Source organism: Castellaniella sp. UC4447_H14 (genome assembly GCF_052978285.1).
Window position 1 is genome coordinate 2,142,757 of the sequence record NZ_CM129666.1, and the last position, 12,780, is coordinate 2,155,536.

Below are 12,780 nucleotides of genomic sequence, written 5' to 3' on the forward strand. Positions count from 1 at the left end.
GCGGGCCGCCCAACTTACCAGGGCGTACGGCTGTACCGCTGGTCCCGCGAGCGCGCTTCGGCCTGCGCATTGATGGCGTCAGCCACGAAATGTCCGGTCGCCCGCACCGCCCGACGCAATCCGCGCCCGAGGACCTTGATGCCCTGGCTGATCGGCAGCGGATGCGGGGCATTCAGCAGGACGGAACTGTAGGCGCGCTCCAGCGCGTCGGACAGTAATATGGATTGGTGAGCGGACGTGTAAATCATGGCTGACTCCTGTTTCAGAAGCATCGAAAATTCGATATCTGAATTATAGGGTTTACCCTAGTATTAAGCTAGGTGTTTACCCTAATACGAGAAACCTTCCGCCCCTTGCCAAAGAAGTGTGGTGAAAACACAAGACCGCCGCCCGCCGGGCTATCTTCCCGCCTCGTCGCGAGACGTCAGAGTCCACATCCGGCGGCGGCCGGCGCCCGTCAGACCTTCCGCATCAGGCTTCCGTCGAGCTCCTCCAGGCTTCGGCAGCCCAGGAGCCCCAGCGTCCGGTGCAGGTCCGTGCGCAGCAAATCCAGCACATGGTTGACGCCTGGTTCCCCCCCGGCCCCCAGCCCGAAAAGCGTCGCACGTCCCAGCAGCACGGCATTCGCCCCCAGAATGATCGCCTTCAGGATGTCCGTGCCACGCCTGAAGCCGCTGTCCAGCATCACCGCCATGTCGGCACCCACAGCTTCGCGCACTTCAGGCAGTATCTCCATGGGGGACACCGCATGGTCGAGCTGCCGCCCCCCGTGGTTGGACAGCACGATGCCGTCCACTCCAAAATCCCTGGCCCGCCGGGCTTCTTCGACGGACAGAATGCCCTTCAGAATGAGTTTGCCCTTCCACTCGTCACGCAGCCATTGGATATCCTGCCAGTTCAGCGACGGCATGTGCTGCTTGCCGATCTCGGCTGCGGCACCTTGCGGCGAAATCCCGCCCGGGGGCAGCAGGTCACCCAGGTTCTTGAAGGTCGGCAGGCCGTCGGGGACCAGCACATCCAGCATCCAGCGCGGACGGCGCAGCACGTTCAACTTGTTGCGCCAGTTCAGGACCAGCGGCGCCGAGTAGTTGCGTGCATCCCATTCGCGATTGCCATAAATGGCGCTGTCCGTGGTCACCGCGATGGTGTCGTAGCCTGCGGCGGCACAGCGTGCGACCAGATCCCGGACGAATTGCCGGTCGCGGAAGAAGTAGATCTGCATCCAGGGCCAGCCGCCCGGCACACCGGCGATGTCTTCCATCGATACGGTAGACACGGTGCTGAGCGCGAAGGGAATGCCCTGCGCCGCCGCAGCGCGCGCGAGCTTCAGGTCGCCGTCCCTGGTCACCATGCCGTTGAAGCCCGTGGGACCGATGATCACCGGCATCTCGATCCTTCGGCCAAAGAGTTGCGCGCCGATGTCGCGGACGCTGACGTCCGTCAACGTCCTGGGCGTGAAGCGGTAGCCGTCGAACACGGCCCGATTGTTGGCCAGGCTCACCTCGTCGTCCGCCCCGCCGTAGATGTATTCGAACACGAAGTTCGGCACGCGCCGGCGGGCAATGCCGGCAAGCTCGGTGATGTTGCGCGCCTCGCGATAGCCGCGCCAGGGAAATAAACGTCTCTTCATCGCTCGTCCAACAGACTGACGTCGCCCTCGACGTCGAACAGACTCAAGCGGACCGTGTCCGCCTCCGACTCCAGCCCAGTAACCGCCGCCGCGGGATGGATCACTACTTGCGGATATCGGCCACATTGAAAACGTCATCCAGCATGGGGTTATAGACAAACCCCTTGATGTCCTTTCGCAGGCCGACCAGGTAGTTGTCCTGATACAGATAAACGTATACGGCGTCCTTGATCGCCTGCTTCTGGACCTGTTTGTAGAGCGCCATCCGCCGGTCCGGATCGCTGGAGGCCGCCGCTTCCGCCAGCCACTGGTCCATCCGGGGATTGGAATAAAACGAGCGGTTGCCGGCGAGCCCGCCCTTGTCCGACTGGAACCAGTAGTTGGTGAACATATACGGGTCCGCAAAATCCGGCCCCCAGTCCCCGATGGAGATATCGAAATTGCCCTGATCCAGATGGTCGCGCAGCGTGGCATTGGTCATCTTTTCGAGCTTGACCGGGATACCGACCGCCGCCAGGTTCGCCTGGATCGTCAGCGCAATCGGCTCCCAGGCCGGGCGACGTATGGAATAGCGCAACAACAGCGGCTCCTCCACCCCGCCGGCCTTGGCCACTTCCGCCTTGGAGCGGGAAATGTTCCGCGCCGGCAGCGGCAGGCCCGTGTCGTAGCCCCAGAGGCCCTCGGGCACCGGCCCGCGAGTCTGCGTAACCTGACCCATCATGATGCCATCGACGATCCCCTTGTAGTCGATCGCATCTACGATGGCGCGACGCAGGCCGGCATTCTTCAACGCCCCTCTGGCATTGTTGAGGTAGAGGTAGGTCACCCGAAACGAAGGAAACTTCCCGACCCGCACGGACGGGTCCTTCTCCAGTTCCTTCAACTGGTCCACCGGCAGGTCGGCCGCGATATCCAGATCGCCCTTTTGCAACTGCTGGCGGCGCTTCGAGGCGTCGGGCACGATACGCACCACGAATTTCGTCAACTCCGGCTTTTTCGAACCGGCGTAGTGCGAGTTACGCGACATGACCAACGAGCTGCCCCTCGTCCAGGTCGCGAGCTGGTAGGGACCCGAACCCGCCGTATGGCCTGCCAGCCAGGTATCGGCGTCCGGCCGGGCCATGGCCTGAGGATTCACGATGGCGGCACCGTCGTTGGCCAACGTGCTCAGGAACGGTGCAAAGGGATTCTTCAGGGTGAAGCGAACGGTGTGCGCATCGACCGCCTCGACGGTCATGTCGGGCGGGAAGGCTTCGGAGGGCCCCGCCCCTTTGTCCAGAAGCCGCTCAAAGGACAGCTCCACGGCCCGTGCGTCGACCGGAGAGCCGTCCGCGAACCGCTGATCGTCCTTCAGCACGAAGGTCCAGACGAGGTTGTCGTCCGAAACCTTCCAGCTCCTGGCCAGATCGCCTTCGACCTCCGTCGAGCCACGACCCTTTTCCTGCCTGTACTGCATGAGCCGCTGATAAGCCGGAAACACCACGGTCCAATCATTGTTGTCGATCGTGACGGCGGGATCCAGAGTCTGCGGATCGGCCGCTTTGCCCACCACCAACGTATCGGGCGACGTGGCCGCCAGCGCCGGCCCCGTCCCGATACAGGCCAGGACGCCCACCACCCCCGCCACCAGTCCACGGTACAGATTCAACGTTCGACTGACGCGCATGTCGCCTCCTCCTCGTCCTGGTTTTATCGTTATGGCATGCGCCGCCACCTCGCGGACGGCAATGGAAGGTTACAGCACCTGAACGACCGGGTCATCCGGGATCGCAGTGGCTGTCGGTGCCTCCGACTATTCTTTCACCTGCGGGTCGGCCGATACTGATAGGTCACATCCCGCAATTTCCCGATAATATGAGCCTGCGTCACGCGGGGTGGAGGCCACCAGCACCAGCCGGCGCACGTCCCAGCCCACCGGACGCGGGGCAGGCAACGCCGCAAGATCCTCGGGACCCGCCTGACGAAGCAGCGATACGTGAGGCCTGAAGGGACCGTCGACCGCGTCGAATCCCAGCCGGGACAAGGCCCGCGCCAAAGCGGCATGCATCCGGGCCAGCCACGGAACGCAAGCAGACGGCCCCGCCCAGATAATGCGCGGACCGCGAAAACGACCATAGCAGTCCAGGCTGAGCGAGCCGCCCAGCCATGGGCGGGCATGCAACACCGCCTGCAGCTCGGGGACACGATCGTCCGGAACCTGGCCCAGGAATGCCAGCGTCAGGTGAAATGTGTCGGGCCGCATCATGCGCCCCCCGCACAGATGCTGCGCACGCTGCGCCCAGCGCGCCAGTTCGTTTGCGACGGCCGGGTCGGGCCACAAAGCAAAGAAAAGTCGGCTGGCCATCTTCATCCCCCTGGATTTCGCGGCACCCGCGGCCCAATGCGCGCCCCCCGCCACCCTCGGCGTGTGTCGCCGCCTTCAGGCCGCAACGCCTGCGGCGGGGACCGCCGGCACGTGCAGCCCGATCACGGTCCACCCCGCCTCGGGCCGTAAGGGCTGCTCCTGCGTGAAGGGCAGCGCATAGCCCTTGGGGTTCAGCGCAAACAGAGGAAACACGGTGCGCGGCGACCCCTGCCCGCAGTATTGATCGAAATCGAAAGAGTCGGTCAACCGCGTCGCTTTGAGCTGCGCGCCTTCCAGCAGCAACGTGGACAGCTTCCAATAGCCCAGTCCGGAGCCAAACAGCGTACGCCCGCGGTACTCCGGGTCCAGTGCGTGCTTTTCGGAGGCATCTCCCGCATCCGAGCGGGGCAGGCTGAACACGTGATGCTTGCCATATTCGTCGCGTCCGCGCACCACGATGAGCTGGTTCAGGTGGTCGCGCGCGCCCAGCGCCAGCAGCCGGCCCAACCCGCCGGTATCCAGATTCAGATGCGCATGCTCGGAGACCGGGCTGCCGTAGTAAGTGGGCAATCCTTGCATGCGGGCCTTGGCCAGGCTATACCAGTCGCTGTCGCAAAGCCTCACCGGCACGCCCTGCTCCTGCAGCGTCTGCCCGATCGCCCGGGCCACAGGGTTGGCACCCACGATCAGGAACCCCACGGGATCCGGCTCGGTCGCTCGCAGTAATTTCGCCACCGGCCGCGCAGTCAGGCTTTGCCAGATCACCGAACCGATGATGACCACAAAGGTCAGCGGCAGCAGTTGCTCCGCATGCGGCACGCCGAAATCCTGCAGCCGGATGGCGAACAGGGCCGACACGGCCGCGGCCACGATGCCGCGGGGCGAAATCCAGGCCAGCAGCGCCCGTTCCCTCCATTTCAGCGGGGAGCCCCAGGTCGAGAACAGCACCTTCAGCGGTCGCGCCACCCAGAACATGACGGCCAGCACCAGGCCCGCCTTCCACCCAAGATCGGCGAGCGATCCCAGGTCCATTCGGGCCGCCAGCAGGATGAACAGGCCCGACAGCAAGAGCTGGCTGAGCGTCTCCTTGAACTCCAGAATGTCGCCCACGGGCACACCGGGCTGGTTCGCCAGCCAGATGCCCAGGATCGTCACCGCCAGCAGGCCTGATTCGCCATGGATGGCATTGGAGCCGCTGAAGGTCGCAAAGACCACGGCCAGGACAGACAGGTTGAGCAGCGAATCGGGCAGCCAGTTGCGCCGCAGCGCGGTGCTGGCCAGCCAGCCGGATACCGCCCCGGCCACGCAACCGGTCAGCAGCGTGATGCCGAACACCCACATCGCACGGCTCCAGTCATGCGTGGAGCGCAAGGCCACCATGAACTGGAACGCCAGCACCGCCAGCAATGCGCCAATCGGGTCGATCAGGATGCCTTCCCAGCGCAATGCATGCGCCACGGGCGCGACCGGCCGCACCGTCTTGAGCAACGGGGCGATCACTGTGGGACCGGTCACGGCGGTGATCGCGCCAAACAGGAATGCCAGGTCCCATGGAAAGCTCATCACCCAATGCGTGGTCACCGTCGTCACGCCCCACGTAATCAGCGTACCCACCGTCACCAGGCGGCGCACGACCTGCTTGAGTTCGCGGATCTGGTGGAACTGCAGCGTCAGGCTGCCTTCGAAAAGAATCACCGCCACCGACAACGAGATGAAGGGAAAGAGCAGTTCGCCAAACAGGTCGTCCGGATCCAGCCAGTGTTCCAGCGGACCCACCGCAAGCCCGCCCAGCAACAGGAACAGAATGGCCGGCATGCGCAGCTTCCAGGCGACCCACTGGGCCGCCATTGCCAGCACGCCGATGCCGGCGATCACCAATTCCGGGCTAAGCGTCATGTCGTTTCCCTCTTGAAACCATGGCGTCCCGCCACCAGGCGCGCCAACCGCGGCTTCGGATCCTGCCCCAGCTTTTGAGCAACCCATAGGATAAATGCGTCTTTTCCTGGCCCACGGGTATCTCGGCCTGGACTCGCATCCAGGACGACTTGGCGTAGCCCAGCCGCTGATCCGGATAGACGCTGCGATGGCCGATGATGAGATACGCCGCAATGGCCGCGCCCGCTACATAGACCGTACCGGTCGCGCCCCCAAACAGTTCCACGCCCATCAATATCGCAGCCAGCGGCGTGTTCGAAGCGGCCGCCACGACGGATACCAGCCCCACGGCGGCGCCCAGTGCGGGGCTGATGCCGAACAGGTGCGCAAAGGCATTGCCCGCCACCGCCCCGATCACGAACTGCGGGGTGACGATCCCGCCGTAGAACCCGGACCCCAGCGTAATGGCCACCAGCAGCGTCTTCCAGAAAAACCCCAAGTATGGCATCGCCTCGCCGCTGAGTGCGCGATCCATGAGCGGCAGGCTCAGTCCCAGATAGTCGGTCGGAATGACCGTCACCAGCAGCGCAAGGAGCAGGCCACCCCCCACCGGCATCCACGGAGGCCAGACGGCGTACCGGTCCTGGAACCGGTGGCAGGCGTTGCGCACGGCGTAGATCATGTCCACGAAAACGCGCGCCACCAGGCCGCACAGCATGCCGATCAGAATCGTGCGCAGGAACAGCGACTCGGAAAACGCCGGCAGTGCATCCATGAAATAGTATTGATAGGGAATTCCCATCCGCTTGCTGACTTGGAACGAAGTCACGCCGGCCACCAGGGCGGGAAACAGGAAATCATGCCGGATGCGTCCTATGATGAGCATCTCCACCCCGTAGATCGCTCCGGCAATCGGCGTACCGAACACGCTGGCGAATCCGGCGCTCACCCCGCACGCCACGAGGCGCTGGCGCAATTCGGCGTTCAGCCCGAAGAGCCGCCCCACCACGGCCGCCAGCGACGCGCCAATGTGCGAGCAAGGGCCTTCCTTGCCCGCCGAGCCGCCGCTGGCCAAAGTGATGATGGCGGCCACGGGCTTGATCCACAGCGTGCGCCACGGCATGCGTCCGGACTGTTCGTGTACGGCCGCGAAGATGGAATCCTTCAGGCCGGCGGTTTCCAGCACGCGATATCCGGGCCCCATCAACAGGCCATTGGCCAGTCCCGCGAACGGCAGGGTGAGCCAATAGGCCCACGCCGGCATCAGCAGTGAGCGATCCGTCATGTAGAACAATGCCCGCAGGAACACACTGGTGCCGAGTCCCACCACCAGCCCCGTGAGCGAAGCGAGCACCAGCCACTGCGCCACCGTAGCCAGCATGACAGCGGGCTCCAGCCAATCGATGCGGGGCATGTGCGGCCGTTTCATGAAGTTACCAAGCGATTTTCCAGGTCGCCGCAGGGTTCGCAACCAGAAAGAGCCTCGATGCCATGCGGATCTACAACAATGGGACAAGAGCTTTTTATCATGCCATAAGAACTTGCTGCGGACGGGCCGTGCGCCGTGACCCCCGGCCCCCGGGCGCGACCGGCGCTATCATGGCCGCTGACCCGACGCCGAAGATCATCATGAGGAACCCCGACCCGCCCGCCGCCCCTTCCGGCACCAGCCCGCTGTTCCGGTGCTGGCAGGCCGAGGCTGTGCGCCTGCGCGAAGCGCACTGGGGTCCGTTGGAAGATCGAGTGGCCTGCCAGATGGCCCTGCGCCAGGATGCTGACCTGCCGGCCCGGATCGCCATCCGCGCGGAGTGGCTGGCGCGGCGCAGCGGCCTGCAGACACGCCTGCATCAATGGGCAACGAGTGCCCGCCTCGCACTGGCCGCGCTCTGGCTGGCGGCGGGCCTGGCCGGCTTGGGAGCGGCCGCCACCGCCCTGGGTCAGCCGCAAGGCGCGATCAACCTGTCACTGGCGCTGCTGGCGCTTCTCGGGCTGCACAGCCTGATGTTTCTCATCTGGCTCGCCAGCTATCTGCCGGGCATACAGCCGGGGACATTGCTGTCGCGTGTCTGGCTGTGGCTCACACACAAACTCGCGCGCGGGCCGGATGGAGCCCTGGCCGCACAGGCCTTTCTGTCGCTGCTGGCCAGGGCACGCGCCTGGCGCAGCGCCCTGGGCTTCATCAGCCACGGCGCCTGGACGCTCGCCTTCCTGGGGATGCTGCCTGCGCTCGTCGTGTTGCTGAGCACGCGCCGCTACACCTTCCACTGGGAAACCACGCTCCTGTCGCCAGACACGTTCATCGCGCTGACCCACCTCATCAGCGGGTGGCCGCAGGCACTGGGGTTCGCCCCGCCCGGATCTTTCGACATCGCCGCCAGCGTCAGCCAGCGCCCGCTGGACGCCACGGTCCAGGCGGACTGGTCCTGGTGGCTGATCGGATGCGTAGTGGCGTGGGGGTTGATTCCACGATTGATTGCCTTGCTGTTCTGCACGTTGCATCTGCGGTACCGCCTGCGGCGACCCTTGATCGATGCGGATCTTCCGGGCTGGCTCGAGCTGCGGGAACGCCTTTTGCCCACGCACCGAAATCTGGGCATAGACCGCCCGGCTTTCGATACCGCGTCCCCTCACAACCTGCAGGTCGCCGCGGGATCCGTGCGGGACCAGGCCGCAGTCCTGGCCTACGAACTGGGCGCTGGCGTGTCCTGGCCTCCGGACGGCCTACCCGGTTCGATCGTGGACCTGGGGCGCTGCGACAGCCGGGAGGACCGCAACCGCATCCGCCGCCTGATTGTTCTGCCCCCTGCCCATCTGCTGGTGGTCTGCGACGCCCGGCTGACGCCGGACCGGGGCAGCCGCACCTGGCTGGAGGAATTGCGGCACACCTGTCCCGACCTGCAGGTCGTGTGTCTGGATGGCGTCCCCAGCCGGCTCACGGCTTGGCACAAGATGCTGTCCTCGCTGGAAATCCCGCTGGCAGCGGGGCTGTCGCAGTGGCTGGCTCATCTCGGACCCCATCACCATGGCTGATACGCCCGTGCCCATCGATCTGGCCGTGGTAGGGCACACCAACACCGGCAAGACCTCGCTGATGCGCACGCTGCTGCGCGATGAGCACTTCGGCGACGTGGCGGACAGCCCGGGCACTACCCGCCACGTCGAAAGTGCCCAGCTCCTGACGCAGGACGGACGCGCCATCCTGGTCCTGCGCGACACACCGGGCCTCGAAGATGCCATGGGCGCGCTGGACTACATCGAGCAGCTCGTGCCGGCGGACGAGCGCCTGGACGGCCCCGACCGCATCCAGCGATTGCTGGACAGTCCCGAATCAGCCGGCCGCTTCGAACAGGAGTGCAGGGTCCTGTCGACGGTGCTCGCCACCGATGCGGCGCTCTACGTCATCGACGCCCGTGACCCGGTGCTCCCCAAGCACAAGGATGAGCTCCTGCTGCTGTCCGCATGCGGACGGCCCGTACTGCCGGTACTGAACTTCACCCGCAGTGCCCAGGCCGACACGGGCACCTGGCGCAAAGCCCTGGCGCGGCTGAGCCTGCATGCAACGGTGGACTTCGACACGGTCGCGCCTGCGCTGGACGGCGAGGCGCAGATGCTGGACCGGCTCGGGCTGATGCTGGACCAGCACGCGGCCACCTTGCTGGCACTGCGCACGGATCTGGACCGGCAGCGCTTGAAACGGCTGCAGGACGCGGCTCGGCTCATCGCCGATCTGCTGATGGACGCCGCCGCGCTGCGCTTGCCCTGCTCCCAGGATCCCACCGACGTCGCCGCCATTACCATGAGTCTGCGCAAGCGCACGCGCGACCGTGAACAGGACTGCGTGCACGCGCTGCTCAAACGGTATCAATTCAGCAAGGCCACCTTTCCGCACCACCCGCTGCCGCTGGAAGGCGAACGCTGGGGCATGGATCTCTTCAACCCCCAGGCCCTGCGGGCTTTCGGTATCCAGATCAGCAAAGGCCTGGCCACCGGAGCGATGGCGGGGGCCACGATCGATGTGCTGACGGGCGGCCTCAGCCTCGGGGCGGCAGCCCTTGTCGGCGCGGTCATCGGCGGCGCCTGGCAAGGTGCCAACCAGTGGGGCAAGCGTCTCATGAACCGGATCGCTGGCTTCACCGAAATAGCGGTGGACGATCCCGTCCTGCATCTGCTCGGCCTGCGCCAAGTCGCGTTGGTGCGGGCGCTGGAACTGCGGGGCCACGCAGCCATGCATCCCATCGACGGCGACCTGGCCGGGCCGATCGCACCGCCGGAGGCTGCGGACGCGCCCGCCGCCTCCGAGCAGAGCGATGCGGCAGCCGCCTCGGGGGGCGGCACGCCGCCTGAAGCACTCCCGAAACCGGTCGAGGCGCTGCATCGCCTGCCGGCCGACGTGCAGCAGATCCTGAACGAGGCGCGCGGCCACCCGGAATGGTCCGCCATCGGCACAGCGTACGCACCGGATGCGCGCCGCGACCTGCTGGTCAGCCAGATGGCCCAGTCGCTGTTCGCGGCGATGTGACGGAGAGTCCGTGCGGCGGCGGCATCAGAAATCACCACGGGCCCCGAGGAGGCAAGGAATCTGGGCGGCACCAAGCCGCATGACGTGCCAGAGCACGCTATAATCAGCAGCTTCGCGCCGCCTACCAGTCGCTGCGCGTAATTCCGGGTCGGGTCCAAAATCCCGTCACCCCCGGCATTTTCCTCTCAGACACTCTTCATTCGTCAGCCTCGATTGGTATCCCTCGACTTGAGCGATAGGCGGTCGCTGGAGTCATATTCGTGGATACAGATATCACCTTTGCCTCGCTAGGCTTGGCAGAGCCCCTGCTGCGCGCCGTTACCGACGCCGGCTACACCCACCCCACCCCCATTCAAGCGCAGGCCATCCCGCGCGTGATGGGCGGCGGCGACCTGCTGGCCGCCGCACAGACCGGCACCGGCAAGACGGCCGGGTTCACGCTGCCCATCCTGCACTATCTGCTGCAGCACCCCACTACCGTCCGCCGGCCGGGGCGTCCCCGGGTCCTCGTGCTCACGCCCACGCGAGAACTGACGGCACAGGTAGAAGAGTCCGTACGGCTCTACAGCAAATACACCAAGGTCCAATCGATGGTGATGTTCGGCGGCGTGAACATCAACCCGCAGATTGCGGCTCTGAAGCGCTCTCCCGACATCCTCGTGGCCACGCCGGGGCGCCTGCTGGATCACGTCGGACAAAAGACGCTGGATCTCTCCGGGATCGAGATCCTGGTGCTGGACGAAGCCGACCGCATGCTGGACATGGGGTTCATCCATGACATCAAGCGCGTGTTGCGGCTGCTCCCCAAAGAGCGGCAAACGCTGCTGTTCTCGGCCACCTTCGCGGACGAGATCCGGGATCTGGCCCAGCACATGCTGAACCACCCCGAAGAAGTATCCGTCGCCCGCCGCAACACCGCGTCCGAACTGGTGAGCCAGCGCGTCGTGATGACCGAACAGGCCCACAAACGGGACTTGCTCAGCCACATCATCCGCAACAGCGGCTGGAATCAGGTGCTGGTCTTCACCCGCACCAAGCACGGCGCCAACCGCCTGGCGGAAAAGCTTTCGAAGGACGGCCTGACGGCCGCCGCAATCCATGGCAACAAGAGCCAGGCGGCCCGCACCCGCGCGCTCGCCGGATTCAAGGACGGTCAGATCGCCGTGCTGGTGGCTACGGATATCGCTGCGCGCGGGCTGGATATCGAGCAGCTCCCGCAAGTCGTGAATTTCGAGCTCCCGAACGTACCGGAAGACTACGTGCACCGCATCGGCCGCACCGGCCGCGCGGGCAGCACGGGATCGGCCCTGTCACTGGTGGACGGTTCCGAGATCAAGCTGCTCAAAGCCATCGAGCGGCTCATCAAACAGCCGATCGAACGCAAGGAGGTCGAAGGCTGGAACCCCCGCGCCATGGTCACGGCCGACTCCGTGCCGGATGCCCGGGAAAAGCGCGCCCTGGCGCGCCTGCAAGACGACTCCCGCAGCGCAGGCCGGGCACCTGGCCGCCGGGACGGCTCCTCCGCCAACCGCGAAGGACGCCGCGACGGCGCGCCCGCAGGGCGCAGTGCACGCCACGCGTCGCCCTCGGGGGACAGGCGCAACACCCAGGAGCCGCGGCGCGGAACCTCCCGGCCAGGCGGCGCCCGCCCCAGCCGGCCGAATGGCTCCGCACCGGCCGCGCGGCGCGACGTGCGCACGTCAGGCACCGACCGCCCAGCCGCGCTGCTGCACAAGGCCGACTGAACCCAGGGAGCACTTGCGATGGCCTTCTCCACCTGGTTGGCGTTCTTCGCAGCGGCCTGGGCCATCTCATTCTCGCCCGGGCCCGGGGCCATCTGCTCCATGGCCTCCGGGCTCAAGTACGGGTACCGCCAGGGCATCTGGACCATCGCGGGGCTGCAGGCCGGCATCATCTGCCAGCTCTTCATTGTCGCGGTGGGCGTCGGCGCGCTATTGGCCGCGTCCGATCTGGCCTTCACCATCGTCAAATGGATAGGCGCCGCCTATCTGGTCTACCTGGGCGTGAAGCAGTTCCGCACCGACGCCATGCCGGTTGCCGTCGAGGCCCGCAAAGCCCTCAACGAGCACCCGGTGCGCGACCAGCTCCTGCACGGCTATCTGGTGAACATCACCAATCCGAAAGGCACCATGTTCCTGTTGGCCGTGGTGCCGCAATTCCTGGACGTGAGCCGCCCGCTGGCTCTGCAATATGTGCTCATCGGTGCAACGCTCTCATTTACCGATCTGATTGCGATGAGTTGCTATACTTCGCTCGCCTCGCGCATGTTGCTGCTGTTGCGCAAACCCGGCCGCATCCGCTGGATGAACCGGAGCTTCGGCACGCTGTTCATCCTGGCCGGCACCGTCCTGGCATCGTTCAGCCACAAGGGCTGAATTCGACTGTTTCCAT

At 65.6% G+C, this 12,780-nt stretch carries 10 protein-coding genes; 4 read left to right on the forward strand and 6 right to left on the reverse strand.

Translation table 11 applies throughout. The features are described from left to right. Window positions 1-14 precede the first annotated feature (14 nt). The 6 genes from ACVCMJ_RS10355 to ACVCMJ_RS10380 form a co-directional block, all read right to left on the reverse strand. Window positions 15-248, reverse strand: a complete 234-nt coding sequence (locus ACVCMJ_RS10355) for a hypothetical protein (protein WP_447081331.1) — start codon at window positions 246-248, stop codon at window positions 15-17. 209 nt (window positions 249-457) lie between these two features. Then, window positions 458-1,630, reverse strand: coding sequence for an alpha-hydroxy acid oxidase (locus ACVCMJ_RS10360; protein ID WP_447081332.1), 1,173 nt, complete (start codon window positions 1,628-1,630; stop codon window positions 458-460). A 103-nt stretch (window positions 1,631-1,733) separates the two neighbouring features. Then, complete coding sequence (locus tag ACVCMJ_RS10365) at window positions 1,734-3,296, reverse strand: ABC transporter substrate-binding protein (protein WP_447081333.1); 1,563 nt, start codon at window positions 3,294-3,296, stop codon at window positions 1,734-1,736. Window positions 3,297-3,422: 126 nt separating this feature from the next. After that, window positions 3,423-3,974 carry an RNA 2',3'-cyclic phosphodiesterase gene (thpR, locus tag ACVCMJ_RS10370; RefSeq protein ID WP_447081334.1) on the reverse strand — a complete coding sequence of 184 codons (552 nt, stop codon included), beginning with the start codon at window positions 3,972-3,974 and terminating at the stop codon, window positions 3,423-3,425. Between the two features lie 75 nt (window positions 3,975-4,049). Continuing rightward, window positions 4,050-5,870 (reverse strand): cation:proton antiporter, encoded by a 1,821-nt coding sequence (locus tag ACVCMJ_RS10375; protein ID WP_447081335.1) that lies wholly within the window; start codon window positions 5,868-5,870, stop codon window positions 4,050-4,052. Beyond that, on the reverse strand, window positions 5,860-7,263 hold the full coding sequence (locus ACVCMJ_RS10380) for a chloride channel protein (protein WP_447081336.1): 1,404 nt from the start codon (window positions 7,261-7,263) through the stop codon (window positions 5,860-5,862). Before ACVCMJ_RS10380 ends, ACVCMJ_RS10375 begins: the two co-directional genes overlap by 11 nt. 215 nt (window positions 7,264-7,478) lie before the next feature. Between ACVCMJ_RS10380 and ACVCMJ_RS10385 the strand changes: the two genes are divergently transcribed. The 4 genes from ACVCMJ_RS10385 (at window position 7,479) to ACVCMJ_RS10400 (ending at window position 12,764) form a co-directional block, all read left to right on the forward strand. Beyond that, complete coding sequence (locus tag ACVCMJ_RS10385; RefSeq protein WP_447081337.1) at window positions 7,479-8,879, forward strand: DUF2868 domain-containing protein; 1,401 nt, start codon at window positions 7,479-7,481, stop codon at window positions 8,877-8,879. After that, a complete protein-coding gene (locus ACVCMJ_RS10390; protein WP_447081338.1) occupies window positions 8,872-10,368 on the forward strand; it encodes a GTPase/DUF3482 domain-containing protein in 1,497 nt (498 codons plus the stop codon). The genes ACVCMJ_RS10385 and ACVCMJ_RS10390 overlap by 8 nt, the downstream gene beginning before the upstream one ends. Window positions 10,369-10,628: 260 nt before the next feature. Next, a complete protein-coding gene (locus ACVCMJ_RS10395; RefSeq protein ID WP_447081339.1) occupies window positions 10,629-12,113 on the forward strand; it encodes a DEAD/DEAH box helicase in 1,485 nt (494 codons plus the stop codon). Window positions 12,114-12,131: 18 nt separating this feature from the next. Next, entirely contained in the window at window positions 12,132-12,764 is a 633-nt protein-coding gene (locus ACVCMJ_RS10400) for a LysE family transporter (RefSeq protein WP_447081340.1), read from the forward strand. The last annotated feature ends 16 nt before the right edge of the window (window positions 12,765-12,780 follow it).